A 26,011-nucleotide genomic window follows, 5' to 3' on the forward strand; every position below is an offset into this window, starting at 1 on the left:
GACACTTTGAAATATTTCTGCAATGCTGACCTGACGCTACGAAGCCGGTGCGCAGCGCTGCGCCCGATCGATCGGAGGGAAGCCGATGCCGCAAGAGTCCGCATTCGAGCCGCTGGAGGACGTCGTATTCATCGCCACGAGCGATCTCGCGGCCCGCACGAAGGGGCGCGCGCTGCCCGCGCGCCGATTCGACGAGACGACCTCGGTCGGCTGGGTGCCGGCGAACATCGGCATCGGCCCGCTCGGCCACATCGTGGACGGCATCCCGTTCGGCGCCTCCGGGGACCTCCGGCTCCGGCCCGATCCCGCCTCGCGCGTGCGGATCCCGCGGATCGGCGAGCGGCCGGCGTTCGACCTGGTGTTCGGCGACCTCGTGGAGGTGGACGGCGAGCCCTGGCACTCGTGCCCGCGGACGTTCCTGCGGGAGACGGTGCGCGAGCTCCGCGAGGAGTTCGGCATCGAGGCGCGCTCCACCTTCGAGCACGAGTTCGTCGATCTCTCGGCCGGCCCCGACCACCACCCGTTCTCGCTCGAGGCCTTCCGCCGCGCCGAGCCCCTCGGCTCGACGCTGCTCGCGCTGCTCGAGCGCATGGGGCTCGAGCCCGAGAACTGGCTACCGGAGTACGCGAAGCACCAGTACGAGATCACCCTCGAGCCGACCGATCCGCTGACCTCCGCGGACCGGGCCATCCTGCTCCGCGACCTCGTCCGCGACCTCTTCGAGGCGCACGGCAGAAGGGCGACCTTCGCGCCGATCACCGAGGAGGGCGGCGGCGGCAGCGGCGTCCACGTGCATTTCGGCCTCTACGACGAGTCCGGCCGGACCCTCCTCTTCGACCCGGACCGCCCGGGGCGGCTCTCGGAGCTCGGCGGCCGGTTCGCGGCCGGCGTCATCCGGCACGCGCCCGGCCTGACCGCGCTCTTCGCCCCGCTGCTCACGAGCTACCAGCGGCTCCGGCCCCACAACTGGTCCACGGCGCGCGCCTTCCTCGGCGTGCAGAACCGCGAGGCGCTGCTGCGCATCTGCCCCACCAACGAGCTCGACGGCCGGGACCCCTCGCGCCAGCTCCACTTCGAGTTCCGCGGCAGCGATGCCGGCGCCAACCCGTGGCTGCTGCTCGGGGCGCTGCTGCGGGCGGGGATGGCCGGGCTGCGCGAGTCCCTCGACCCCGCCGAGGTCGTCGAGGGCGACCTCGACCTGGAGGGCCGCCACGCGGGCCTCGCGCCGCTGCCGGAGCGCCTCGAGGACGCGCTCGACGCCATGCTCGCCGACGAGACCGTGACGGGATGGTTCTCGCCCGAGCTCGTCGAGACCTTCGCCGCCATCAAGCGGGACGAGCTCCGACTGCTCCGGAGCCGTTCGCTCGCGGAGCAGATCGAGGTGTACTCCCGTGTCCTCTGATCATCGAGACCTCAACGGGCTGCCGCTGTTCGACCACCACTGCCACACGATCTCCGGCAGGCCGCTCGAGCGGGACGAGTTCGAGTCCCTGATCAGCGAGTCCACGGCCCCGCCGCCCGCCGGGGCGACCAACTTCGACTCGCCCGTGGGCTTCGCGATCCGCCGCCACTGCGCGCCGGCGCTCGGCCTCGAGCCGTTCGCCTCGCCCGAGGAGTACCTCGAGGAGCGCGCCCGCCTCGGCGTCGAGGCCGCGAACCGCCGGCTCATGCGGGCCGCGGACATCCGGCTCCTCGGCATCGAGACCGGCATCCACGCCCCCGGCGCCCTCGACGCCGCCGCTACCGCCGAGGCCGCCGGCGCCGACCACCGCGAGATCCTGCGCCTGGAGCGCCTCGCCGAGACGGTCGCCGCGGACATGCGCGAGCGGGGCGAGCCGGCCGCGGAGCTGCTCGCCCGGTTCGGCGCCGCGCTCGACGCCGGGCTCCGCACGGCGATCGGCGTGAAGACCATCGCCGCCTACCGGATCGGCCTCGACTTCGAGCCCGCGCGCCCCTCGCCCGAGGAGGTCGAGGCCACCGCGGCGCGCTGGTTCGCCGGCACCGGGCGGCACGAGTTCCGGCTCGCCGAGCCGACGATCATCCGGGCCCTGATCTGGGCGGCGGTGGACCGCGGCTGCATGATCCAGGTCCACGTCGGCTACGGCGACGACGATCTCGACCTCGACCGCTGCGATCCGCTCCGACTCACGAGCCTGCTGCGGGCCACCGCCGCGACCGGCGCGAGATTCGCCCTGCTGCACTGCTACCCGTTCCACCGCGAGGCGGGGTACCTCGCCCACGTGTTCCCCCACGTCTGGTTCGACGTGGGGCTCGCGATCCACTACTCGGGCGCGCGATCGCCGGCCGTCATCGCCGAATCGCTGGAGCTCGCGCCCTTCCGCAAGATCCTGTTCTCCACGGACGCGTACGCGCTGCCCGAGTTCTACCTGCTCGGCGCGCTCCTGTTCCGCCGCGGCCTCGCCGCCGTGCTGCGGGGTTTCCGCGAGCACGACGGCTGGCCGGCCGAGGAGTGCCGCCGCATCGCCCTCGACCTCGGATACCGCAACGGGCTGCGCGCCTACGGCCTCGACGAGAAAGCACTCCGCTCATGAACCACGACTCCCCCGCCGACCTCATCGACGACTGGCGATCCGCGCTGCGCGAGGAGCTGCCCTTCGCGCTGGAGCTGCGGCGCGCGCTGCACCGCGACCCCCGCGTCTCGGGCCGCGAGGGGGACACCCGCGACGCGATCATCGAGGCCGCCGGCATCGACATGGCCCCCGTGGCCGAGACCGGCGCGATCGGGCGGGTGGGCCCTCCCCACGGGCCGAGCATCGGCATCCGGGCCGAGCTCGACGCGCTCCCCGTGCATGAGAAGACCGGCATCGACTGGGCCTCCGCGAACGGCGCGATGCACGCGTGCGGCCACGACGTGCACCTCGCGGCGCTCACCGCGGTCGTGCGCGCGGCCGCACGGATCGAGCTCCCCTACGGCCTGGTGCCGATCCTGCAGCCCCGCGAGGAGGCCTATCCCTCCGGAGCCCTCGACATCAGCCGCTCGGGCGCCCTCGACGAGTTCGAGGTCGCGCACGTCATCGGCGCGCACGTGCACCCCAACGTGACGCCGGGGTCGGTGGCCACCGGCGGCGGATTCGTCAACGCCGCGGCCGGCGAGATCGAGATCTCCGTGGCGGGGCGGGGCGGCCACGGCGCGTACCCGCACCACGCCTCCGACGTCATCTCGACGCTCGCCTCCATCGCGCTCGCGATCCCCGAGGTGCTGCGCCGGACCGTGGACCCCCTCGTCCCCGCCCTCGTCAGCGTCGGGACGCTCGAGGCGGGGAACGGCGCGGCGAACGTCCTCGCCGATCGCGGCCGCATCCTGGCCACCGTCCGCACCACCCGGGCCGGGGACGCCCGCACGATCGTCGACGCCGTCGAGCGCATGGCGCGGGGGCAGGCCGAGTCGTTCGGCACCTTCGCCACCACCTCGTACGTCGAGGGCGAGCCCACGCTCTCCAACGATCGCGAGCTGAGCCGCGTGATCGACGGCCTGCTGCCGGAGGCGGGGCTGAGCGCCTCCGAGCCGATGCGCTCGCTGGGCGCCGACGACTTCTCCTACTTCAGCGACGCCCGCCCCTCGGTGATGTGCTTCGTCGGCGTGGAGTCCCGCGGCCCCGGCGGGCGCCATTCGCTCCACGACGCCGAGTTCCTCCCCGACGAGGGCGCGGTGGAGCGGGTCGCGCACACGCTCGTCGTCGGCTACGCCGCCGCCGCGAGCAGGCTCGCGAAGGCGCCGCGGAGGCATCCCGCGTAGGCGCGGGGCGCCCGCGCGGGATGCCGGGCGCTAGCGCTGCTCGGGCCGCTTGTCGCCCTCGTCGCCGAAGAACTCGGCGGCCTTGGCCGCGACGCCGTCGATCTGGCTGTCGAACCGGTTGCCCGTCGCGTTCTTGGCCGCCCCGCTCGCCTTGTCGATGAACGCCCCGGCCTGCTCGGGGTCGATGTTCTTCTTCGCCTCGTTGAACTTGTCGCCGATGCTGCCGAAATCCACCATGTGCCGCGTCCTTTCCGAATGGGATCTGCCGTGCCGCTCCCGCATCCCGGATCGGAGGAGAGTCGACGGGATGAAGCGTAGGCCCATACGCGCCCGCCGAAGGTGGGAATCGGGTGCGGATCGTCGGACCGCGCCCTCAGCGCAGCACGCCGCCGAGCTCCGAGCGCTTGCTGACGTTGAGCTTGTCGAACGCGTTCGACAGGTGGAAGGCGACGGTGGCGGGGCCGATGCGCAGCTCGGAGGCGATCTCCTTGTTCCGCCAGCCCTGCGCCGCGAGCATCGCCACCTGCCGCTCGCGCACCGTGAGCGCCGCGATCCTGTCCGCCGCCTCGCCCGAGATGAACTCCGCGCGCTTCCTCGCGATGCCGATGAAGGTGTGCGCCCCGATCGACTCGAAGTGCCGCACCGCCCGCTCCAGCGCGGCCCGCACCTCCTGGTGGTGGCCGCGCAGCCGCCAGTAGGCCGAGGCGAGCCCGAGCTCGCTCTTGCCCAGGTGGTACGCCGAGTCCGACTGCGCGGTCGCCGCCTCGAACGCCTCGATCGCCCCCGTGTAGTCGCCCAGCGCGTGCCGCACCCGCCCCGGCATCCACACGATGTGCCCGGGCTTGCTCGCGAAGGGCCGGTCCGTGCCCGTCCTGAACTCCTCCCACGCGACGCGCATGCCCTCCGCGTCGCCGAGCTCGGCGAGCAGGTCGAAGCGCAGCCCCCACAGCCGGAAGGCCCGCGCGTTCCGCGGCTCCCGCCGCAGGGCGTCGAGGGCGTCGAGCGCCGTGCGCGCGCCGTCCCGGTGCCAGAGCAGCTCGACCTCGGCGACCGCGAGGAAATCGATCGCGTACCCGGGATACCGGTAGCGGTCGGAGGACTTCGCGAGATCGAGATACCGCTGCGCGAGCTCGAAGTCGCCGCTCACCGTGTGCAGCCAGGAGCGGATCGCGGGCACCACGATGCGCGTGGGCATGTCGAGCCCGTCGAACGCCCGGGTGAGCGCCGGGCCGATGAGCTCCCGCGTGCGTTCCCAGTCGCCGCTGCGCAGACCGAGCTCGAGCTCGACGATGTCGAGCTGCCCGGGCAGGAGCGTCGGGCGCACGAGCGTGCGGGAGCGCTCCCGGGCCGACCTGACCGCCGCGACGACCTGCTCGGGCCGGTCGAGCTGGGCGAACCCCATCGCCGCGATGGTCAGGACGTCCACCGCCTCGCTCGATTCCGCGGGCAGCATGCGCGCCGCCTCCGCCAGGCGCTCGGTCTCGACGAGCGCCGCCTCGGGGTCGGCCGGCTGCGCGGCGCCCGCCATCGCCCCGGTCAGCGCCTGCGCGAGCAGCATCCGGCTCTCCGGGTGCAGCCACTGCAGCTCCGGCGCGCGTGGGCGCTCGCCCACGAGCGGCAGGAAGCGCCGCAGCACCGCCTCGAGCGCCTCCGGGCCCCGCGCGGGATCCGTCTGCAGCGCCGACACCAGCTCGAGCGCCGCGATGTCCGCCTGCATGAACGCGTGATCGACGTCCTGCGTCGGCGCCTCGATGAACTGCCGCCGCAGCGCCTCCGCGTCGAGGCGGCCGTGGGCGCGGAAGGTCCGCAGATACGCGTACAGGTAGGCGAAGGCGGGGTCCTCGGCCGCGAAGGCGCCGATATCGCTGAGCGACTGCTGGTACGCGGGCGCCTGCTGGGTCTGGATGCACGCGAACCCGAAGGCGCGCAGCAGCCGCCGGTACTGCTCGCCGCCTCGCGCCCGCTCCGCCGCGTGATAGGCGACCTCGGTGGCCGCCTCGATCTCGCGGGCGTCGAGGAGCCCCTCGACGGCGGCCAGCACCGCCTCGGCCTCCTCGCGCCCCACCTCCTCCAACGACGCGATCCAGTGGATGTGCGACTCCGCGCCGTACGTGAGATCCGCGAGCACCGCGTGGATCCGCCGCTCCCGCGAGGCGGGGATGCGGGCCGCGATGTCCGGCGCGGACAGCGGGTCGCGGAGCTGGAACACCCCCGTCAGCGCGTTCTTCACGACCACCCGGCCGTCCGCCGGATCCTCGCCGCGCAGCGGGATCTCGAGCCGCGCGGCCGTCTGGCTCAGCGTCTGGAGGGACACCCCCTCGGGGTGCAGCGCCAGCAGCTCGGCGGCCAGCCGGCTCGCGGGCCGCAGCGCCGCGAAGTCGCGCTCCTCGTAGGGCAGGAGCCGCGCCGAGGTGACCCGCGGCAGCGCGCGGATCGCGGCGAGATCCGCGCGCTGCTCGTGGTCGACGCTCTCGAGGAACGCGAGCACGGCCTCGTACCTGGCGCCGGCGGTGTACCGGAGGCGCTCCGCCTCGGCTCTGCCGATCCTCGTGCCGGTGCGCTGGGTCACCAGCACCGCGATGTCCTCCGCGTCGAGATCCGGGAGCACCAGCAGCCGCCCGGAGGGGTCCGTCTGCCCGAACCGGGTGAGCACCGAGCTGAGCGCGGTGGGGCGGGCCAGCGAGTCGCCGAAGAGGCAGAGGCCGCCGTCGGCGAGGTGGGTCACGACGTAGCGGAGGACCGCCGCGCTCTCGGCGTCGCAGTGCTGGAGCTCGTCCACGACCAGCACGAGCGGCTGCGGCTCCTCCCCCGCGACGGCCTCGAGGCGCTCGACCAGCTGCCTGCCGAGCCGCACGGGGTCGGCTCCCGGCTCGAGCCCGTCGAGCAGGGGCCGCAGCCGATCCGCGCGTCGGCACAGGTGCTCGAGCGCGGCGTAGGGCGTCTCCGCCTCCCATTCGTCGAGGCTCACGTAGACGGTCCCGAGCCCCCGGCGCCGCGCCTCCCTCGTCGCGCGGCGCAGGATCGCCGTGACGCCGCTGCCCGGCATGCCCCGCACCGTGACCACCATGCTCCCCCGCGCGGTCGCGGAGTCGAGCAGGCCGAGGATCTTCCGCTCGCACACGTCGATCGACGTCTCCAATGGAGCCGATTCCACGATGCACTCACGCACGGCGTTCGCCTTCCCTACCGAACTCAGCCGATCGGGGTTTCGCGTCGAGCGTCGTCGGCGAGCGCTTCCCCGAACCGCTCCGATGGGGCAATCCTACCGCGAGCCGAGGGGCCGCTCGCCCGCCGTTGCAACGAAGAGCGGGATCATCCGGAGATGATCCCGCTCCCGTGCCGTCGGTCCCGCCGGAGCGGATCCCGTCGTCAGGCCTCCGCCGCTATGCGGAACGGCGCTTCGCGAAGAAGGCCAGGCCGGCTCCGGCGCCGATCAGGAGCAGCGCTCCCGCGATCAGGCCGAAGTGCATCTCGCCGCCGGTGGTGGCCAGACCGCCGCCGTTCCCGGGCTTGGGGCCGGGCTTGCCGGGCTCGCCGGGCTTGCTCGGCTCGGGGGTCGTGCTCGGCGCCGGCTTCGGCTCGACCGTGACGGTCTGGGCCTCGTCCTCGATGTCGGTGTGCTCGGCCACGAGGTCGCCGGTCACGTCGTAGAGGTGCTCGAAGGCGACGAGCGTGCTGCCCGCGAAGCCTTCGGGGACGGTGAACTCGACCTCGACCGTGCCCGAGGGCTCCTCCGGGGTGAAGGTGGTCTCGCCGAGGATGCCGGTGCCCTCGCCCGTCTCCTTGTCCATGAGCTCGCCCTGAAGCGTGTACTCCTCGCCCGGGGTGAGGTGCTCGTAGCTCACGACGTCGACGATCGTACCGCCGTCGTGGGGCAGGATGCGGTCGCCATCGGCCTGGTCGGTCGCGGAGGTGCCGATCGACGGCGTCTCCCCCACGGTCACGGTCTGCGCCTCGTCCTCGATGTCGGTGTGCTCCGCCACGAGGTCGCCCTCGATGTCGTAGAGGTACTCGAAGACCACCAGGGTCGAGCCGCCGAAGCCCTTCGGCACGTCGAACTCCACCTCGACGGTGCCGGAGGCCTCCTCCGGGGTGAAGGTCGCCTCCCCGAGGATCCCGGTGCCCTCGCCCGTCTCCTGATCCATCAGTGCGCCCTCGAGCGTGTACTCCTGCCCCGGGACGAGATTCTCGTAGCTCACGACGTCGACGATCGTGCCGCCCTTGAACGACAGCACGCGGTCGCCATCCGACTGATCCGTCGCAGACGTGCCGATCGACGGTCCCTCCTCGACCGTCACGGTCTGCGCCTCGTCCTCGATGTCGGTGTGCTCGGCCACGAGCTCGCCCGTCACGTCGTAGAGGCGCTCGAAGGCGACGAGCGTGCTGCCCGCGAAGCCCGCAGGCACCTCGAACTCGACCTCGACCGTGCCCGAGGCCTCCTCCGGGGTGAAGGTCGCCTCGCCCACGATGCCGGTGCCCTCGCCGGTCTCCTGATCCATGAGCTCGCCCTCGAGCGTGTACTCCTCACCAGGGACGAGATTCTCGTAGCTCACGACGTCGACGATCGTCCCGCCCTTGAACGAGAGCACGCGGTCGCCATCCGACTGATCCGTCGCGGACGTGCCGATCCACGGCTCGACCGGCTGGGGCTTCGCATCGAACTCGATCTCCGCGCTGACGACGTTGTCGCTGACGAGGATCATGTTCTGCGGCCGGGAGCCGCCGTCCCACGCGATGGGCTCGCGCATCTTGACCTCGCTCGCCGGCGCGATGCGGCTCGCGTCGACCGAGACCGAGGCGGCCTCGACCGTGATGGTCGTCGAGAACGCGCCGTTCGCATCCGTCGTGACGGTCTCGTCCGCGAGCGCGCCGCCGTTCGCGGCGAGGTGCACCTCGTGGTCCGGGATCGCGTTGCCCGATGCCGTCTCGAGGGTGCCCGAGACGGTGATCTCGTCGCCGACGGTGAGGTCGGGGGCCGTGACCTCGTCCAGGTCCAGCGTCCACGCGCCCGAGTACTGCTGGGCGTTGGCGATGAGGAGGTCGTAGACGTCGCGTACGTCGTTCGGCTGCTGGCCGGTGCCTCCCGGGTCGTCGCCGGCGTCGAAGAGCGCCAGCGGCCACTCGGGGTCGTAGGGCTGGGAGCCGCTGTTCGTCCAGTCGTGCACGATCACCGAGGTGGCGGCCGCGTAGTCGTCGGCCTCCTTGCCGGTCTTGTCGATGACCCGGTCGCTGGCCTCCGAGATGATGTACGCGAGCTGCTGCATCCGCTCGGCGGTCAGCGGCGCGCCGTTGTTGAGCGTGAGCGTGGTCTCGGCGCCGTACTCGTCCGCGTGGATGGGCTCCGGCGCCCAGATCTGGGCGCACCAGGCCTCCGAGCCGTCGGGCATGCGGTAGGTGCCCTCCCAGTTGCTGCCGACGGTGCCCGTCCACAGGTAGCCGCGCACTTCGCCGTTCGCGCCGTCGGCGTGGGCCGCCGAGGCCGAGCCGATGAACGGCGTGACGGCGATGGCCGCGGCCGCCGTTACGGCGAAGGCGGATTGCATCAAAGTTCTGAGTCTCCGAGGTCTGTTCGACACGGTATTTCCTCCCTGGAAATCTCGTAAAGGTCACGATTGCCTCGGAGAGTAATGAGATTTCTACGGGGCGAACGGGGCCGTCCTGCCGGGCCCGTTCGGGAAAACGACGAGGCGACCCCGAAAAACTTCGAGGTCGCCCGCGCCGGATTACTAGGTTCGGTGACTATTCATGCTCGTATCGGACATCGGGTCCGCCACGCGGCTGCGCGTCTGCTCCGCTGCCGATGCGTCCGGTCCGGCGGTGCCGCCCCGCGGATGGTCTCCGCGGGGCGCCGCCGCCCGCATCCGGTCGAGAGGACCGGCGCCAGTCAGAGCCGCGCGTCGCGCCGCTTGGCGATCATCGTGATGGTCGCGCCGGCCGCCGCCAGCACCAGGCCCGCGACGATGAGCTGCGCGAGCCCCTCGGCGCCGGACTGGGCGAGCCCGTCAGGGGTGTCGGACGAGCCGTCCTGGCCGGGAGCGCTCGGGCCGCTCGGCGAGGGCGAATCGCTCGGACCGGGCGTCGGCTCCTCGCTCGGGCCCGGGGTGGGCTCCTCGCTCGGCTCCGGCGTCGGGGTCGGCGTCGGAGTGGGCTCCTCGGTCGGCTCCGGGGTCGGCTCCGGCGTGGTCGGCGGAGTCGTGTCCTTCTCGATCACGCCCGCGTCCCAGGTCGGGTCGATGCCCTCGGACGCCTCGATGACGATGTCGGACGCGTTGTCGTAGTCCTTCGTCAGCGCCGCGTTCGAGTCGTCGAGCGTGATCGTGATGGTGCGGCCGGTGGCCGGGTCGGCGTCCGAGTCGGCGGCGTCGGAGTCGCCCGCGTCCTGCACGGTGAACTCGTAGCGCTCCTGCTGCTCCTCGGTCAGCTCGAACGTGATCCGGTAGTCGCCAGCGGGCAGCCGGTCGAACACGTACAGCCCGTGCTCGTCCGTCTCCGTCGGCTCGACGGTGTTGCCGTCGATGTCGACGACCGGGTTGCCCTCCGGATCGGTGATGGTCACGCGCACGCCGGGGAGCACTGGCTCGTCCGGATCCTGGATGCCGTCCCTGTTCTCGTCGATCCAGGTGTAGTCGCCGATCGCGTAGGACTTCTCCGGCTCGGAGGTGCCCGGAACGTTCGGGATGACCACGTCGCCCGTCTGGCCGTGCTCGCCGACGACGACCTCGAAGGTCTCATCGGTCTTCTGATAGCCCTCGGGCGCCCTGGCCTCGATGATCGTGTAGGCGCCCGGCTCCTGCACGCGCAGCGCGGTGCCGTCGTCGTTCACGAGCAGGCCGTCCTTCACCCGCACGTTGTTCGCGATCACCTCACCGCTCTCGTCCTTGAGGACGAACACGGCGTTCTCGTCGTCGATGACCTTCGTCGGGTCGCTCGCGTCGACCTTCTGGATCATCAGCGGGTGGTCGCCCGTCGGGGTGATGATGGTGGAGGTGCCCGGGATGACGTTCGGGATCGAGACGTTCGGGTCGAAGTCGCCGATCTTCACCTTGAAGAAGACCTCGATGCCGGACTCGTTCGTGATCGTCGAGCCCTCGGGGTTCTCGATCGTCACGGTGTGCTGCTCCGCATCGTAGCTGGCCGTCAGGTTGCCCTTCGCGAGCTGGTACGGCTCGGTGCTGGCCTCCGAGACCTCGACGCCGTCGACGAAGCCGACGAACTCGAGGTTCTCCTCCAGGACGTCCTGGATCGGGATGATGGTCACGCCGCCGAAGTCGCCGTGCGGGATGATCTCGACGCGGTAGACGTACTCGTCGTGCTCGAGGACGAACTCGCCGTCCACCTCCTCGTAGTCGATCCGGAGGTTGCTGGTGAACTCGTCGGTCTGCTCATCGAAGACGGTCTTGCGCACCGAGAGCTCGTCGCCGTAGGTGCTCGCGTCGACCACCTCGGTGCTCACGAACTCGATGTCCTCGTCCGTGCCCTTGAGCGTCGCGGCGTTGGTGATCTCGAGGTCCTGCTTGCCCTCGATCGGCTTGGTGGTGAGCGTGAGCGTCACCTCGAGGCGCTGCTCGAAGCCGGCCTCCTCGTGCCGCTCGCGGAACGCGTCCGTGACCGCGAAGGTCAGATCGGAGCCGTCGAGCGTCAGAGTCCACTCGTCATCCGCGAGCGCGACGCCGCCGTAGGCCGCCACGACCGAGTCCTCGACGGCCGCGAGCGCCTCGTCCGAGAGGTCGAAGACGTTCGCGTCGACGTGGTCGACGATCTCGACGTGCTCGACGCTGACCGGCTCGACCGCGCCCTCCTCGTTCACGACGAAGGTGTAGGGGATCTCGGCGGTGTCGCCGGGTGCCAGCTCGACCTCGCCGACGCCGGAGCGCTTGTCGAAGACGAGCGAGTCGGTCACGCCGTCCTCGTCCTGGTAGACGATGAGCTCCGTGTTCGTGCTCGCCCGCTGCTCGTAGGAGTCCGTGGCGGTCTGCGCCTGCACCTCGACGGTGTTGCCGACGTGGTAGCGGAGGTTGCCCTCGTCATCGGCGGCGGCCTCGAGCCCCTCGATGCCGTCGATCTGCGCCTGCACCTTGAGCGTGGTCCGCGCCGGGTCCTTGCCGAGGTTGACGAGCAGCTCGCCGGAGTCGGCGATCAGGTACTGGCCGACGAACGCGTCGCCGCCGAACTGCTCGACCGTGGTGCCATCGGGTGCCGCCGTGTAGACGGTCTCGCCGTCGCCCGAGGTGAGGAAGCCGTCCTCCCCGTGCAGCCAGGAGGTCTGGGGCGCCTTGGTGTCGCGGAGGATCGCGTTGCCGATGAGCGTGTGCGTCTCGCCCTTCTCAGGGTCGAAGGACTCGAGGTTCGCCACGATCGTGTACTCGATCGGCAGCGGCGGGGTCAGGTTGCCCTCGTCGTCGGTCGAGACCACCGCGCGGTTGATGTCGACGGCCTTCGAGAGGCCGATGCCGGGCTTCTCGGGGCCGCGGACGGTGCTGCCGATCCAGTAGGAGCTCTCGTTCTCCTGACCCGCGATGACCGCGAGGTTGGGCAGCGCGAGGCCGAAGTCGCCGGTCTCGCCCGCCTCGATCATCGCGTCGTACTCCGCCTGGAGCGCCTGCTGGATCTCGGGGAGCTTGTCCGCCCTGATCTTCACCGTGTACTGCAGCTGGTAGATGGACGGCGCACCGACGTCGGCGGTGTGCGTGAAGCTCGAGCCGTCGATGGCGACGGCGGGGTCCGCGATCGTCGTGACGGTCTTGTTGTATCCCTGCTCGTCCCAGGTCGTGACCTTGGCCGAGAACGAGTCCGCGACGTACTCGCCCCAGCCGCCGAGCGTCTCGTCGTCGAGGGCGTCCGCGAATTCGACGCCCTGCCGGGGCTCATCCGCGTTCGAGTAGGTGAGGGTGTAGTGGAATTCGGCGTCCAGCAGCGCTTCGTCGACGACGACCGTGCCGTCCGCCACGGTCACCGCGCCTTCGGGCAGCGCCTCGACCCACGGGTCGGACTTGTTGCTCCACGTAGAGATATTCTCTTTCTCATCGCCGTCCCGCTTCACGATGACCTCGACGGTCTCCTCGTTCGGGCCGATCTTCCACGAGATCTGCGTGACCTTCGTCTCTTCGACCGCATTCACTCGGAAATGCAGATCGAAAACACCCTGGTTGATATCTCCGGGGAATGGATCCGCGAAGGTGATCTCGTATTCTCCGTTCCCCTTGGCCTCGATCGATTCGATAGCCGTGTTCCCGGGAGGCACCGTGAGCGAGGACTCGTCGATCGCAATTCCGGAGACCGAGAAGGAGACCTTCTGCCCGTCGTCCATCTTCGGATACTGCATACGGAGCGTGTAGTCGGTATCCGGCGAGAGCACGGGCGTTCCGTCATCGAATTCCACGCCGTTCTCCAGCAGGGTGAACCGGACGTCCCCCTCCGCCGCGGCGGCGGATTGCGCGACGCCGCCGATGATGAACAGTGCTGCGGCGAGTGCGAGCGCGGCTATCGCCGCGATCCCCCTCCGCAATAACCGGTAGGTTCTCTGCATTTCTCTCTCCCAGATAGATGAACGACTGACCGCGCCGAAAAGGGGCGACGAGGAGCGGATCGGGCGCGACGAATACCGCCTCGGCGAGACCGTTCTCACCGAACTCGCGAGGAGCGGTCCGGGCCGGCCCATGCGGCGCGAATGCCCAGCGGCATCCGCACAACTAAGGGCGAGACTATCCAGCGGACGGCACCTCTGCCCCCTTCTTCACCCCCTCTCTCACCCCGGACTTCACCCCCGGTTTCACCCCGGGGGTGAAGCGTAGGATGAATGACAAGAACCCCCGGTGCACGGCCGAAACGGGTTTTCGTCACTGGCTCCCTCAATCGGCCGGAAATCCCCCGCGGCCCTCTTTTCGAAGCCGCGCGCCATCGGGGGCTCGGTTCCCTACCGAATCCCGCTCCTGGAGGGTCAGCACATGCCTGGCACCACACCGTTCTCCCCCGTACCTCCCCACCGCTGGGCCGCGAGCATCCGAGGAACCTTCCTCGACCTCGCGGAACGGCGCGACTGGCGAAGACTCCGCGAGTTCGTCGCGACGAACTGGATCGAGATCTGGTTCGCCATTCCGGCGCACGAGATCGAAGCGCTCCTCGCCGACCTGCCGCACAGCGTCTTCGCCTCGAGCAGCGGCGGCACGAGCCTGCTCGGCATGCTCTTCGAGAACGCGAGCAGCGGCGCCGGCCGCGAGGCGGCGCCCACGTCGACCCCCGCGTTCGAGACCGCCCTCATCGCGATCGGCGACCGCGTGGACGGCGATCCGGTGCGCTCCTACCGACGGTTCCGGGTGATCATCCGGGCCATGTCCTCGCAGCAGCGCGAGGCGAAGAACCTCGCCGGCCGCTACGCGTCCGCCCTGCTGCACCAGGCCGCGCTCTCCGCACTGCTCGCCGGGGACTTCGAGACCGCGGACCTGTGGCTGGCCCGGGTCCGGGCCAGCACGCGCGTCGAGCCGCTGCCCTTCGTCCAGCGGGACGCCGCCTCCGTGCGCGCGCTCATGCACGCGGCGTTCGGCAGTCTGAGCATCGCCGAGCACGAGCTCGCCTTCGCGGAGCACCGGCCGCGGACCGACGCCTGGAGCGAGGCGATCGTCGACGCGACGATCGTCTTCGCCCGCCGCGCGATCGAGATCCGGAAGGGCACGTGGGACCGCTCGACGGACATCCTTGCCCTGCCCTGGTGGCAGGTGCAGCCGCACTGGCCGGTAGCCGTGTGGAGCATCGCGACCGCCCTGCTCGGCCTCGGCGACGTCCAGGGGCTGCGCCGTCTCATCGACGCGATCGACACCTCCAGGCTGACCGCTTCGGCGAGCAGCGGCCTGCCCCGCTCGGTACTCCCCGCCGTGCGGGTGCTGCTGGCCCACGTGCAGGGCGAGCGGCCGCAGCCGTAGGACCTGGGGGTCCTGGCGACGAGCGAGAACCCGATGGCCGCGATCGCGCACGCGGTCCACGAGCTCTCCGAATCACGGCCGGACCGCGCCCTGCAGCGCCTGACCGAGGTGCCCGAGTTCGAGAACGGGCCGCTCGACGCCCTCGCTCGCGGGCTCCGCGCGCAGACGCTGCTCAAGCCGGAGTTCGACGCGCCGGTGCTCGCCTATCTCGGGGAGTGGGAGACCAGTCTGCAGCCGGCCCTGGGGACCGACAGGTTCCTCATGCCGGCCGAGGTGCACGAGCTCGTCCTGCGCCGCCCTTCCTTGACCGCGCTGCAGCGCAACGCGGTGCCGCTCCGGTGGAAGGCGCCGCTGCCCGCGCAGTCGAAGCTCACGAAGCGCGAGGCCGAGCTGTTCACGCTGCTCATGGGCGATCTGCCCATGACCGAGATCGTCAAGCAGCTGCAGCGCTCCGAGAACACGCTGAAGACGCACCGCCGCAATCTCTACCGCAAGCTCGGCGTCACGAGCCGCGGGCAGCTCCAGGCCTTCGGCGCGCAGCACCCCGAGCTGTGGGCGCGATCCCCGCGGTGATCGCCGGGCCGCCGGCCGCGCCGTCAGCCCCAGTCGAGCGTCGCCCCGCCCCGCGGGTCGAACAGCGCCTCGACGTCCTCCCGGCGCACCGCTTCGAGCGATCCGGGCCGCCACCGCGGGCTCCGGTCCTTGTCGACCACCATCGCCCGCACGCCCTCGGCGAAGTCCTCGGCGACCGCGAGCCGCATCCCCACCCGGTACTCGAGCTCGAGCGCGGCGCGGAGGGTCGGCGCCTCGCGATTGCGGCGCAGCAGCTCGAGCGTCGCGAAGATCGAGGTCGGCGATGCCGCGCGGATGGCCTCGGCCGCCGTCGCGGCCCCGGGGTGCGCCGCGGCGAGCGCGTCGAGCCGTTCGAGGATCTCGAGCGGATCGTCTCCCGCGTAGGCCTCGTCGATCCACGTGCGCTCCGCCGCCAGCGCCGGCTCCGGGGCGGGGCGCCGCAGGTCGTCGAGCACCGCATCCGCGGCCTCGGCCTCGAGGCGCCGGACGAGCTCCGGCAGCGCGTCCGCGGGGACGAAGACGTCGGCGAAGCCCGTGGCGATCGCATCGCCCGCGCCGAGGCGCGCGCCCGTGAGCCCGGCGTGGAGGCCGAGCCCGCCCGGCATGCGCGAGAGCAGATAGGCGCCCCCGACGTCCGGCACGAAGCCGATGGCCGCCTCGGGCATCGCGATCGAGCTGCGCTCGGTCACCACCCGGCCGCCCCGGCCGTGGGCGGAGAGGCCCACCCCGCCGCCGAAGGTCACGCCGTCCATGAGCGCGACGCAGGGCTTGGGCAGCTCGGCGGTGGCCGCGTCGAGCCGGTACTCGTCGGCGAAGAACCTGCCCGCCCCCGCCCCGCCGGTCGCGAGCACGTCGTCGCGGATCTCGGTGATGTCGCCGCCGGCGCAGAGCCCGCGCTCCCCCGCGCCGAGCAGCAGGTACTGCTCGATCGCGTCGTCGGCGTTCCACTCCTCGAGCCGCGCCGCGATCTCCCGCACCATCGCGTGGCTGAGCGCGTTGAGCCGCCGGGGCCGGTTCAGCGTGATCACGCCGAGCCGGCCGCCGGGGCCGCGCCGATCGAACAGGACCTCTGCCGCCGTCGTTCCGCTCATGGCTGGAGCCTACGCGAGCGCCGTGGCGAAGGGCATCCCGCCGCTACTGCGTCGCAAGCAGCCGCGCGAAGGGGCCGTCGCCCGTGCTCAGCCGCTCCCAGTCGCCCTCCTCGACCACGCGGCCGCGCTCGAGCACCAGGATGCGGTCGGCGTCGCGCAGCACCTCGAGGCGATGGGCGATGACGATGACGGTCGCGTCGACCTCGCGCAGCCGCTCGACGATGCGGGCCTGGGTCAGCGGATCCTGGTGGCTCGTCGCCTCGTCGAGCACGAGCACCGCGCGCGCCGGGCCGCCCGGCGCCTGCGCCGCCCGCAGCAGCGTGCGCGCGAGCGCGAGGCGCTGGCGCTGGCCGCCGCTGAGGCGGTTGCCGCGCCGGCCCGCGGGACGGTCGAGCGGCAGGTCGAGCTCCGCGAGCCGCATCGCCTCCGCGAGCTCCGCGTCCGTCGCCTCCGGGGCGCCGAGCCGCAGGTTCTCGGCCACCGTCGCGTCGAGCACGAACGGATCCTGATCGGCGACCGCGATGAGCCGGGCCGTCTCGTCCGAGCCGAGCTCCTCGACGGGTGTGCCGTGCACGCGCACCCGGCCTCCGTCGACGTCCCAGTGACGCTGCACGAGGCGCGCGATGGTCGACTTGCCCGAGCCGCTCGCCCCGGCGATGCCGACCACCCCGCCCCGCGGCACCGCGAGGTCCACGCCGTCGATCACGAGCTCCTCGCGGCCGGGATAGGCGAAGCGGATGCGCTCCAGCTCGAGCGCCGGCGCGTCGCCGTCCGCGGGTGCCTCCGCCGAGAGCCCGTCCGACGGTGCCGCTGCCGACACGTCGCCGCTCCCGTCGGCAGCCGCCGTTTCCTCCGGCTCCGCCCCGGCGGGCTCGCCGCCGGGCTCGTCCGGGGCCGTCGCGGCTCCCGGCTCGCCCGACGCCGCGCCGTCATCGGCCGCCGGCACGTCCGCGGGCTCCGCAGCCGTCGGCGTCGCGGACTCCGCGGCCGACGTCGCGCGCGCGGGCTCCGTCACGCTGGGCCTGCCCGCGGCGAGCGCGCGGATGCGCCGGGTGGCCTCGAGCCCCGCGGGCAGCGAGCCGGCGAGGCGTTCGATCGTGTCGAGCGAGGTGGCCGTGCCCGGCACGAGGGCCGCCGCCGCGAGCGCCCACGGCAGCGCGGTCGCATCCGCGAGCACGGCCGGCGCCCCGGCGAGCAGCACCGCGAGCGTCCCGGCCCAGAGCCGGAGGGCGTTGACCCCGCTGCGCAGCCCCGCCCGGGTGCCGCCGCGACGGAGCGCCGACCCGAGGCGCTGGTCGAGTCGCGCCGCGCCGTCGAGCCGCGTGCCCTCGGCCTCCGAGGCGAGCACCTCCTCCCGCAGCCGCACCGAGTCGGCGACGAACTGGGCGAGGTCGCTGCGCGTGCGCGCCGTCTCCCGCGCCGCCTCGCGCCCGGCGCGAGCGCCGGCCAGCGGCAGCAGCACGCCGATCAGGAGCACGACCGCGAGCGCGGCGGCGGGCAGCGGGCCCGCCGCGGCCCACGCGACGCCCACCGCCGCGAGCGGGATGACCACGGCGCTCACCGCGGGGGCGATCGTGTGGGCGAAGAACACCTCGACCCGGTCGACGTCGCGCACCGCGGTGGCCTGGATGCGCGCCGCGCCCGAGCCGTCGGTCACGGCCGGAGCCTGTGGGATGAGCCGGTCGATCATCCAGACGCGCATCTCGCCCATGAGTCCGAAGGCGGCGAGGTGCCCGAAGAGCTGCTCCAGGTAGCGCAGCCCCGCCTTGAGGACGGCGGCGAGCACGAAGACGAGCAGCACGACGAGCACGAATCCGGCGCCCTCCGCCGAGCCGGTCGCGAGGGCGCCGACCGCCCAGGCAGGCAGGGCGATGAGCAGCGCCCCGAGCGCGTGGCCGAGCAGTCGCGCGACGGCCGAGACCGCGAGCCGCGCGGTGGCGGGCCGCGCGAAGCGCAGCAGCCAGCCGATCGTGCCGGCGGCCGGCTCGGGGCTCGGACGCGCCGGGGCCTCGTGCGCCCGCTCGGGCGATGCGGATGCCTTCGCGGTCATGCCCGCGCCCCCTTCCGGGCGTGCTCGCCGGTCTCGAGCGCGTCGGCGTAGTATCCGGGCTCGGCGCGCAGCGCCTCGGGGGTGCCGAGCTGGGCCACGCGGCCGTCGACGAGCACCGCCACCAGGTCGGCGTCGAGCGTCGTGTCGAGCCGGTGCGCGATCTGGACCACCGTGCGATCCCTCGAGACCTCCGCGAGGCTCGAGCGCACCTGCGCCTCGGTGCGGCGGTCGAGATCGGCCGTGGGCTCGTCGAGCAGCAGCACGGGGCGGCGCATGACCCGGTCGCGCAGGAAGGCCCGCGCGATCGCGAGGCGTCGCCGCTGCCCGCCCGAGAGGAACGCGCCGCGATCGCCCACGGCCTCCTCGAGCCGCCCCGGCATGGCCTCGACCTCGGCCTTGAGGTGCGCGCGGTCGAGCGCCTCCCAGAGCGCCGCGTCGTCGGCCTGCGAGGCCGCGAGCCGCAGGTTGTCGCCGATCGTGGTGCCGAGGATGCCCGCGTCCTGCCCCACGCGGGTCGCGAGGCTGCGGCGCTCCTCGAGCGCCATGACGCGGCCGTCCACGAGCAGCCGGCCCTCGGCGTCCGCGAGCCCCGCGATCACCCGCATGAGCGTGGTCTTGCCCGCCCCGCTCGGGCCTACCAGCGCGAGCCGCGTGCCGGCCGGGATGTGCAGGGTCACGCCGTCGAGGATGCGCCGGCCGTCGATGGCGAGCGAGACGTCGCGCAGGTCGAGATCGCCGCGCAGCAGGTCGCCCGAGGAGGGCCGGATCGGCGAGTCCGCCCGCGGGGCGAGCGGCTCGCCGCCGCGGCGGGTGAGGCGGGGCGGATGCGCGCGGTGGTCGGGGAACGAGAACTCCCGTCTTTCCGGTTCGGCGCCGGCGGCGTCTCCATCCGGTTCCGCGGAGTCCGCCGCGTTCCGATCCGGAGCCGCCCCGCCGGCCGCCGAGGGCGCGGCGCCGGGGTTCGCGTCCGGTGCGCCGGAGCCCGCGGGGGCGGAATCGGAGTCCGTGCGGGCCGAACTGGAACGGGCGGCGCCCGCCCCGGGGCCTTCGGCGGCCTCGGCGGTCGACGCAGGCGAGGCATCCCCGTCCGCGAGCAGCGCGTCGAGCTGATCCCGGCGGGCGCGCCCCGCGAGCCCCACATAGAAGGTGCGGCCGACGCGGTCGATGGGCTCGTGCAGCAGCACGGTGAGCAGCACCCCGGCGAGCGCGGCGCCGGGCTCGATCGCCCCGCCCGCGAGGCGGAGCAGCACGAGGGCGACGGCGGCCGCGCTCATGAGCAGCCCGAAGACGCCGTCGTTGACGATGATCATGAGCTGGTTGCGGGCGAGCAGCCGCCCGAGCTCGACCATCGCGGAGCGCGCGGACGCCGCGAAGCGGTCTCGCGCCCGGCCCGCGGCGCCGAGCACCTTCATGGTGCCGAGCCCCTCGAGCATCTCGAGATAGCGGTTCGCGGACTGCGCCTCGCGCCGCCGGTACTCGCCGTTGGAGCGGCGCAGGCGCCGCCCGGCGAGGACGATCACCACCGGCACGAGGGCGACGAAGGCAGCGAGCACGAGGGCGCTCACGACGTCGATGCAGACCGCCCAGACGACGAGCACCACGAGCGGGGCCGTGAAGGAGGCGAGGGTGGGGCCGAGGAAGCCGCCGCGGTAGGCGGCGGTCTTCTCGACGCCGACCGTCGCGGCGTCGACGAGCATGCCGTCGCCCGCGGGGCCGGCGGCGCCCGCAGGACCGGCGGCACCCGCAGGACCGGCGGCACCCGGCGCCGTCGGGCGCGCGCCCGAGTCCGCGGCAGCGGTCTGCGAGCCGGCCGGTCCCTGCGCGGCGGAGCGGCCGGCGGGCGGCGCGTCGGCGGCGCTTCCGGGAGCGGCGCGGCCCGGCCCCGCGGCAGCGGACGCCCCGGCGCCGGTGGACGGCCCCGCGCCGGGCCCGCGCGCGCCGCTCCGTCCGCCCGGGTGCCCCGCGGGCGCGGGCGGCCGCGGCGGGTCGAGGCGGAGGATGCGCTCGAGCACGCGGCGCCGCCAGCGCCGCTCCTCCGCGGCCTGGATGCGCCCGGGCAGCGCCTCGGCCCAGCCGCCGCACAGCGCGCCGACCAGGGCCAGCCCGAGCGCCCAGGCGGCGGGCCGCAGCAGTTCGGCGTCGAGCAGTCCCGCCCCGGCGAGCATCGCGTCCGCGACCCCGCCGATGCCGACCGCGGCGCCCGCGAGGAGGGCCGTGCGCATCCAGCCGAGCGCGATGCCGGCCCGCGCCCCTCGCGGCGCCTCGAGAAGCGCCTCACGAATCCACATTCTTCCGACCCTACCCCGCGAGCGCGGCCACGGCCGGGCGGATCAGAACAGTTCCGGGTGCAGCAGCTCCGCGATCTCGCGCAGGCCGGTGCCGAGGCTCGTGCCCGACGTGCCGGAGGTGGTGGCCGCCTCGACCAGGTGCACCTCGTCGCCCGCGATCGCGGTCGCCTCGGCGAGCGCCGGGTTCTCGAGGATGTCGGCGAAGGGCTCGAGGCCCGCGCCGCGGTGGTTCTGCACGAGGATCACGTCGGGGTCGGCCGCGAGGATGGTCTCGGGATCGGCCGGCACCGCCTGCTGCCAGCCCTGCTCCTCGGCGACGAGATCGCCGCCGCCGAGCACGACGAGTTCGCTCGTGGCGCTGTGCACGCCCTGGAGCATGAGGCTGCCGCCCCGCGCGAAGAGCACGGCGACGCTGGGCCGCTCCGTCACGCCCTCCGTCAGCGCGGTCACCTCGGCGACGTCCTCCTGCAGCCCGGTCGCCGCCTCGGCGGCGGCCTCCTCGGCGCCCAGCAGCTCGCCGAGCGTCTCGATCGACTGCGCCACCGCATCCGGGTTCGCGAAGTCGGAGGGGCCGAAGGTCGCGACCGGGATGCCCGCCTCCGTGAGCGCGTCGGCGGTGCTGCTCTGGTCCTCGCGGTGCGCGTTGAGCAGCACCAGGTCGGGCTCGAGCGCGAGGATCTGCTCGGGCTCGGGGCTCGCGTGCACCGTCAGCACGGTCTCGACCTGCTCGGCCAGCTCGATCTGGTTGCCCGTGCCCTCGAGCACGGAGCCCTCCGAGACGGCCGCGAACCGGTCGGGGCCGACCAGCTCGAGGCCGAGGTCGCCGACCTCGGTGGAGAGCGCGACGATGTGCTGCGGCTCGGCGTCGAGGGTCACCTCGGACTCGCCGACCTCCACGGTGCGGGGCCAGGCGCCCTGGCTCTCGGCGGCCTCGGCGCCGGGGGCCTCCGTGCCGGCGGGATCGGTCTCGGCGCTGCAGCCGGCGAGGGCGAGCAGGGCCGCGGCGCCGAGCACGACGGCCCGGCTGCGCAGGGATTTCGACATGGTGGTTCCTTTCTGAACGGGGCGCGCGGCGCCCCGTCGCGGTGGTGGTCGTTCAGCGGACGCGGGCGAGGGCCGTGACGCGCGGGGCGCCGGTGCGCTCGTCGACGTCCACCGCCGTGCGGACGCCGTAGAGGCCGTCGAGCAGCGCGGGCTCCAGCACCGCCTCGGGCGGTCCCGCGGCGCGCATCCGGCCGCGCTCGAGCACGGCGAGGCGGTCGCAGCAGCGCGCCGCGAGGTTGAGGTCGTGGAGCACGACGGCCACCGCCCGCCCCTCGGCCGCGAGCTCGCGGAGCAGCTCGAGCACCTCGATCTGGTAGCCGAGGTCCAGGGCCGAGACCGGCTCGTCGAGCAGCAGCGTCGTCGAGCCCTGCGCGAGCTGCTTGGCGATGAGCACGAGCTGCCGCTGGCCGCCCGAGAGCGCCGTCACGAGGCGGTCGCGCAGGTGCGCCACGCCGACCCGCTCGAGCGCGGCGGTCACGAGGCGCGCATCCCCCGGCCCGAGCTCGGCGCGGAGCCGCTCGAAGCGCGTCTGATGCGCGAAGCGGCCGAGCGCCACGACGGTCTCGACCGTGAGCCCCGCGTCCGCGCCCGTGTCCTGCGGCAGGAACGCGACCCGCCGGGCGCGCTCCCGGGAGCTCAGGCTCCGCAGCGGCACGGGGCCGCCGCCCTCGGGCTCGATGGTCACCGCGCCCGCGCTCGGCTTCACGAGGCCGCCGAGGATGCGCAGCAGCGTGGACTTCCCCGCGCCGTTCGGCCCGATCAGGCCGTGCACCTCGCCGGGGCGGATCTCGAGCGAGACGTCCTCGAGCACCGGCGCGCCGCCGTAGTCCGCGCCGATGCCCTCGGCGCGCAGCACCGCGCCGCGGGCGTTCGCATCCGGGCTGTGCGCAGCCGGATCGCGGCGCGCGGCGCTCCGTCCGCGCCGCGGCGGATGGAGCTCCGAGGGGGTGCGCCTGGTCATGTGCGCGCCTTCCTGCGCATGATGAGCAGCAGGAGCACGGGCGCGCCGAGGAACGCGGTGACGGTGCCGGTCTGCAGCACGACGGGTTCGAAGAGGTTGCGAGCCACCAGATCGGCGAGCACGAGGAAGACGCCGCCGACGCCCATCGACACGGGCAGCAGCACCCGGTGGTCGGGGCCCAGGACCAGGCGCACGAGATGCGGGGCGACGAGTCCGACGAAGGAGATGACCCCGGACACCGAGACCCCCGCGGCCGTGACGAGGGCCGCGAGGCCCAGCAGCAGGTGCCGGGTGCGGCCGATGCGGATGCCGGTGGAGGCCGCCTGCTCCTCGCCGAGCAGGAAGAGGTTGAGCTCGGGGATGAGCGCGAGCAGCGCGATCGACCCGAGCACGATCGGGAGCACCGCGATGCCGAAGTCCTGCCAGTTCGCCGCGGTGAGGTCGCCGTTGAGCCAGAAGATCGCGGCCTGCGCATCCTCGCTCGTCGGCGCGTTCGCCATCGTGGCGGAGATGACGGCGCCGAGCAGCGCGTTGAGGGCGATGCCGACGAGCAGCAGCGTCGCGCCCCCGCCGCCGCGGATGCCCGCGAGCACCTGCACGAAGAGCACCGCCGCGAGCGCCCCGAGGAAGGCCACGAGCGGCAGCATCCACGGCGCGGACCCCGCCGCGCCCGTGACGATCATGATCACCGCGGCGCATGCCGCGCCCGAGGAGACGCCGGTGATGCCCGGCTCGGCCAGCGGATTGCGGAACACCGACTGCATGACGGCGCCCGCCGCGGCGAGCGAGGCGCCGACGATGAAGGCGAGCAGCACCCTGGGCAGCCGCAGGCTCCACACGAGGTGCTCGGCGCCCGATCCGTACTCGGGCAGCGCGATGCCGATCGCGCCGAGCGGCTCCCGCAGCGGCGCCGCGAGAATCGCGATCGTGCGCAGCAGATCGGTGCTCGCGGGGCCGATCGACAGCGCGGTGACGATGGTGAGGAGGATCATCGCGGGCATCCCGAGCCACAGCGCGAGGCGCAGGCCGATCCGGCGTCGGGCCGGGGCGGGCTCCGCCCCGGGGCGCGCCTCGACGGCGGCTGGGCGTGGCGGAGCGGTGGCGGTCATCGTCGAGCATCGTCGCAAATATTGATAATGATTGTCAATTTCTTCAACGCTCGGAGAGCCGGCTCGAAGAGGCGGTGGGCAATAATGGAGGGCATGCTCGAACCGTCCCAAATCGAGGCCATCGCCGCGGAGCTCGCGGAGGCCGAACGCACGCACGAACTCATCCCCCGCATCACCGAGCGCTACCCCGACGCCACGATCGAGGACTCCTACGCCATCCAGGGCAAGTGGCGCGACCGCGAGATCGCAGCCGGCCGCCGCCTGGTCGGCCGCAAGATCGGCCTGACCTCGAAGGCGATGCAGGCCGCCACCGGCATCACCGAGCCCGACTACGGCGTCATGTTCGACGACACGGTGTACGAGAACGGCTCCGTCATCGACTTCGACCAGTTCACGAACGTGCGCATCGAGGTCGAGCTCGCGTTCGTGCTGAACAAGCCGCTCGAGGGCCCCGACTGCAACCTCTTCGACGTGCTGCGCGCCACCGAGTACGTGACCCCGGCGCTCGAGATCCTCAACTCGCACATCCGGATGGAGGGGCGCACGATCGTCGACACCATCTCGGACAACGCGGCCTACGGCGGCATGGTGCTCGGCGGCAACCCGACCCGCCCCGAGGACATCGACCTGCGCTGGGTCTCGGCGCTGCTCTACCGCAACGAGACCATCGAGGAGACCGGCGTGGCCGCGGGCGTGCTCAACCACCCCGGCACCGGCGTGGCCTGGCTCGCGAACAAGTTCCACCAGCACGGCGCCCGCCTCGAGGCCGGCGAGATCATCCTCGCCGGCTCGTTCACCCGCCCGATGTGGGTCGAGCGCGGCGACAGCGTCCTGTGCGACTACGGGCAGATGGGGACGATCTCGTGCCGATTCGTCTGACCCTCCCCGACACGTTCGCCCAGCGCCTCGCCGCCGCCGACCGCGGTCTCGCCGGCATGTGGGTCTGCTCGGGCTCCACCGCGATCGCCGAGATCGCGGCCGGATCGGGCCTCGACTGGCTGCTCATCGATGGCGAGCACTCGCCGCTCTCGCTCGAATCGATCCAGCAGCAGCTGCAGGCCGTCGCCGCCTACCCCGTCACGCCCGTCGTGCGGGTGCCCGTGAGCGACACCGTGCTCATCAAGCAGTATCTCGACCTCGGCGCGCAGAACCTGCTGGTGCCGATGATCAACACCGCCGAGCAGGCCGAGGCCGCCGTGGCCGCAGCGCACTACCCGCCCCGAGGGGTCCGCGGCGTCGGCTCCGCGCTCGCCCGCGCCGCCCGCTGGAACCGGGTGGAGAGCTACCTGCAGCACGCCTCCGAGCACGTGTCGGTCACCGTGCAGATCGAGACAGCGGAGGCCGTCGAGCGCGTCGACGAGATCGCCGCGGTGGACGGCGTGGATGCGCTGTTCGTCGGCCCCTCGGACCTCGCGGCCTCGATGGGGCTGCTCGGTCAGCAGGGGCACCCCGATGTCGTGGCCGGCGTGCAGCGCGCGCTCGAGGCGGGGCGCGCCGCCGGCAAGCCCGTGGGCGTCAACGCCTTCGACCCCGCGCTCGCGACGAAGTACTTCGACGACGGCGTGGACTTCATCCTCGTCGGCGCCGACGTCGCGATGCTCGCGCGCGGCTCCGAGGCTCTCGCGGCCAAGTTCATCGAGCAGCGCCTCGGCACCGCCCCGGAGGGCGAGGAGCGCGCCAGCTACTGAGCCCGTGGACGCCCGGCCGGCCGTTCCGTTTCGGAGCGGCCGGCCTCGGCGTTTCCGGGGCGGGTACTTCCAAGCCGAGCGTTTCCGGCTTCGGCGTTTCCGGGACTCGCCGTTTCCGGGGTGGGTGCTTCCGAACCGGGCGTTTCCGGCTTCGGCGTGTCCTGGACTCGCCGTTTCCGGGGTGAGTGCTTCCGAACCGGGCGTTTCCGGCTTCGGCGTGTCCTGGACTCGCCGTTTCCGGGGTGGGTGCTTCCGAACCGGGCGTTTCCGGCTTCGGCGTGTCCTGGACTCGCCGTTTCCGGGGTGAGTGCTTCCGAACCGGGCGTTTCCGGCTTCGGCGTGTCCTGGACTCGCCGTTTCCGGGGTGAGTGCTTCCGAACCGGGCGGAACCGAACCGGGCGTTTTCGCTCTGGGTGTCTCCAGACCGGACGTTTCTGATTGGGCAAACGCCGAGCCCGGCAGAGTCGCCGATCTGCACTAGGACGCCGCTGAGAGCCCCATACCCCCGTTTTCCGACCTCAACAGCCCGAAACA

17 protein-coding genes are annotated in these 26,011 nt (G+C 72.9%); 7 read left to right on the forward strand and 10 right to left on the reverse strand.

The features are described from left to right. The first annotated feature begins 85 nt into the window (after positions 1-85). Genes FM112_RS06960 through FM112_RS06970 form a run of 3 tightly spaced genes read left to right on the forward strand, consistent with a single transcriptional unit; the run spans position 86 to position 3,757 of the window. Positions 86-1,402, forward strand: a complete 1,317-nt coding sequence (locus FM112_RS06960) for a glutamine synthetase family protein (RefSeq protein ID WP_087005583.1) — start codon at positions 86-88, stop codon at positions 1,400-1,402. Further along, positions 1,392-2,552 (forward strand): amidohydrolase family protein, encoded by a 1,161-nt coding sequence (locus FM112_RS06965; protein ID WP_087005586.1) that lies wholly within the window; start codon positions 1,392-1,394, stop codon positions 2,550-2,552. Before FM112_RS06960 ends, FM112_RS06965 begins: the two co-directional genes overlap by 11 nt. Continuing rightward, complete coding sequence (locus tag FM112_RS06970) at positions 2,549-3,757, forward strand: M20 family metallopeptidase (RefSeq protein WP_087005590.1); 1,209 nt, start codon at positions 2,549-2,551, stop codon at positions 3,755-3,757. The genes FM112_RS06965 and FM112_RS06970 overlap by 4 nt, the downstream gene beginning before the upstream one ends. Positions 3,758-3,787: 30 nt before the next feature. Here the strand turns inward: FM112_RS06970 and FM112_RS06975 are convergent, their stop codons facing one another. From FM112_RS06975 to FM112_RS06990, 4 genes are all read right to left on the reverse strand, one after another. Beyond that, a complete protein-coding gene (locus tag FM112_RS06975; protein WP_087005593.1) occupies positions 3,788-3,994 on the reverse strand; it encodes an Rv0909 family putative TA system antitoxin in 207 nt (68 codons plus the stop codon). Between the two features lie 136 nt (positions 3,995-4,130). Beyond that, positions 4,131-6,926: a LuxR family transcriptional regulator gene (locus tag FM112_RS06980; protein ID WP_140400604.1), complete on the reverse strand. Its 2,796-nt coding sequence runs from the start codon at positions 6,924-6,926 to the stop codon at positions 4,131-4,133. A 214-nt stretch (positions 6,927-7,140) separates the two neighbouring features. Further along, positions 7,141-9,300, reverse strand: coding sequence for a VaFE repeat-containing surface-anchored protein (locus tag FM112_RS06985; protein WP_087005598.1), 2,160 nt, complete (start codon positions 9,298-9,300; stop codon positions 7,141-7,143). Positions 9,301-9,641: 341 nt separating this feature from the next. Then, positions 9,642-13,283, reverse strand: coding sequence for an SdrD B-like domain-containing protein (locus FM112_RS06990; protein WP_140400606.1), 3,642 nt, complete (start codon positions 13,281-13,283; stop codon positions 9,642-9,644). Between the two features lie 418 nt (positions 13,284-13,701). Between FM112_RS06990 and FM112_RS06995 the strand changes: the two genes are divergently transcribed. Together FM112_RS06995 and FM112_RS07000 are read left to right on the forward strand one after the other, a co-directional pair. Continuing rightward, the gene (locus FM112_RS06995) at positions 13,702-14,673 is read left to right on the forward strand and encodes a hypothetical protein (protein WP_087005605.1); all 972 of its coding nucleotides are present in this window, start codon (positions 13,702-13,704) and stop codon (positions 14,671-14,673) included. 33 nt (positions 14,674-14,706) lie between these two features. Next, positions 14,707-15,246 carry a helix-turn-helix transcriptional regulator gene (locus FM112_RS07000; protein WP_087005608.1) on the forward strand — a complete coding sequence of 180 codons (540 nt, stop codon included), beginning with the start codon at positions 14,707-14,709 and terminating at the stop codon, positions 15,244-15,246. A 23-nt stretch (positions 15,247-15,269) separates the two neighbouring features. Here FM112_RS07000 and FM112_RS07005 read toward each other — a convergent pair whose 3' ends face one another. From FM112_RS07005 to FM112_RS07030, 6 genes are read right to left on the reverse strand one after another with little or no spacing between them, the layout of a single operon-like run. Then, positions 15,270-16,337, reverse strand: a complete 1,068-nt coding sequence (locus FM112_RS07005; protein ID WP_087005611.1) for an enoyl-CoA hydratase/isomerase family protein — start codon at positions 16,335-16,337, stop codon at positions 15,270-15,272. A 43-nt stretch (positions 16,338-16,380) separates the two neighbouring features. Then, positions 16,381-18,387 (reverse strand): ABC transporter ATP-binding protein, encoded by a 2,007-nt coding sequence (locus FM112_RS07010; RefSeq protein ID WP_087005614.1) that lies wholly within the window; start codon positions 18,385-18,387, stop codon positions 16,381-16,383. Beyond that, positions 18,384-20,675, reverse strand: coding sequence for an ABC transporter ATP-binding protein (locus FM112_RS07015; RefSeq protein ID WP_087005617.1), 2,292 nt, complete (start codon positions 20,673-20,675; stop codon positions 18,384-18,386). The genes FM112_RS07010 and FM112_RS07015 overlap by 4 nt, the downstream gene beginning before the upstream one ends. Before the next feature lie 42 nt (positions 20,676-20,717). Next, a complete protein-coding gene (locus FM112_RS07020) occupies positions 20,718-21,719 on the reverse strand; it encodes an ABC transporter substrate-binding protein (protein WP_087005620.1) in 1,002 nt (333 codons plus the stop codon). Between the two features lie 52 nt (positions 21,720-21,771). Beyond that, positions 21,772-22,680 (reverse strand): ABC transporter ATP-binding protein, encoded by a 909-nt coding sequence (locus tag FM112_RS07025; RefSeq protein WP_087005623.1) that lies wholly within the window; start codon positions 22,678-22,680, stop codon positions 21,772-21,774. After that, entirely contained in the window at positions 22,677-23,789 is a 1,113-nt protein-coding gene (locus tag FM112_RS07030; protein ID WP_087005626.1) for an iron ABC transporter permease, read from the reverse strand. The genes FM112_RS07025 and FM112_RS07030 overlap by 4 nt, the downstream gene beginning before the upstream one ends. Positions 23,790-23,882: 93 nt before the next feature. Between FM112_RS07030 and hpaH the strand changes: the two genes are divergently transcribed. Next, positions 23,883-24,668 carry a 2-oxo-hept-4-ene-1,7-dioate hydratase gene (gene hpaH, locus FM112_RS07035; protein ID WP_087005742.1) on the forward strand — a complete coding sequence of 262 codons (786 nt, stop codon included), beginning with the start codon at positions 23,883-23,885 and terminating at the stop codon, positions 24,666-24,668. Then, positions 24,653-25,477 (forward strand): HpcH/HpaI aldolase/citrate lyase family protein, encoded by an 825-nt coding sequence (locus FM112_RS07040; RefSeq protein ID WP_087005629.1) that lies wholly within the window; start codon positions 24,653-24,655, stop codon positions 25,475-25,477. The genes hpaH and FM112_RS07040 overlap by 16 nt, the downstream gene beginning before the upstream one ends. The last annotated feature ends 534 nt before the right edge of the window (positions 25,478-26,011 follow it).

The sequence above is a fragment of the Gulosibacter sp. 10 genome (assembly GCF_900163695.1).
Lineage (GTDB): Bacteria > Actinomycetota > Actinomycetes > Actinomycetales > Microbacteriaceae > Gulosibacter.

Excerpts from the sequence above, each read along its gene's own strand:
- FM112_RS07000 (WP_087005608.1), top strand. The coding sequence starts at position 14,707 with ATGGCCGCGATCGCGCACGCGGTCCACGAGCTCTCCGAATCACGGCCG.
- FM112_RS07030 (WP_087005626.1), bottom strand. The coding sequence starts at position 23,789 with ATGACCGCCACCGCTCCGCCACGCCCAGCCGCCGTCGAGGCGCGCCCC.
- FM112_RS06990 (WP_140400606.1), bottom strand. The coding sequence starts at position 13,283 with ATGCAGAGAACCTACCGGTTATTGCGGAGGGGGATCGCGGCGATAGCC.
- FM112_RS06970 (WP_087005590.1), top strand. The coding sequence starts at position 2,549 with ATGAACCACGACTCCCCCGCCGACCTCATCGACGACTGGCGATCCGCG.
- FM112_RS07010 (WP_087005614.1), bottom strand. The coding sequence starts at position 18,387 with ATGACCGCGAAGGCATCCGCATCGCCCGAGCGGGCGCACGAGGCCCCG.
- FM112_RS07020 (WP_087005620.1), bottom strand. The coding sequence starts at position 21,719 with ATGTCGAAATCCCTGCGCAGCCGGGCCGTCGTGCTCGGCGCCGCGGCC.
- FM112_RS06960 (WP_087005583.1), top strand. The coding sequence starts at position 86 with ATGCCGCAAGAGTCCGCATTCGAGCCGCTGGAGGACGTCGTATTCATC.
- FM112_RS07005 (WP_087005611.1), bottom strand. The coding sequence starts at position 16,337 with ATGAGCGGAACGACGGCGGCAGAGGTCCTGTTCGATCGGCGCGGCCCC.
- FM112_RS06975 (WP_087005593.1), bottom strand. The coding sequence starts at position 3,994 with ATGGTGGATTTCGGCAGCATCGGCGACAAGTTCAACGAGGCGAAGAAG.
- FM112_RS06985 (WP_087005598.1), bottom strand. The coding sequence starts at position 9,300 with ATGCAATCCGCCTTCGCCGTAACGGCGGCCGCGGCCATCGCCGTCACG.
- FM112_RS06995 (WP_087005605.1), top strand. The coding sequence starts at position 13,702 with ATGCCTGGCACCACACCGTTCTCCCCCGTACCTCCCCACCGCTGGGCC.
- hpaH (WP_087005742.1), top strand. The coding sequence starts at position 23,883 with ATGCTCGAACCGTCCCAAATCGAGGCCATCGCCGCGGAGCTCGCGGAG.
- FM112_RS07015 (WP_087005617.1), bottom strand. The coding sequence starts at position 20,675 with ATGTGGATTCGTGAGGCGCTTCTCGAGGCGCCGCGAGGGGCGCGGGCC.
- FM112_RS07025 (WP_087005623.1), bottom strand. The coding sequence starts at position 22,680 with ATGACCAGGCGCACCCCCTCGGAGCTCCATCCGCCGCGGCGCGGACGG.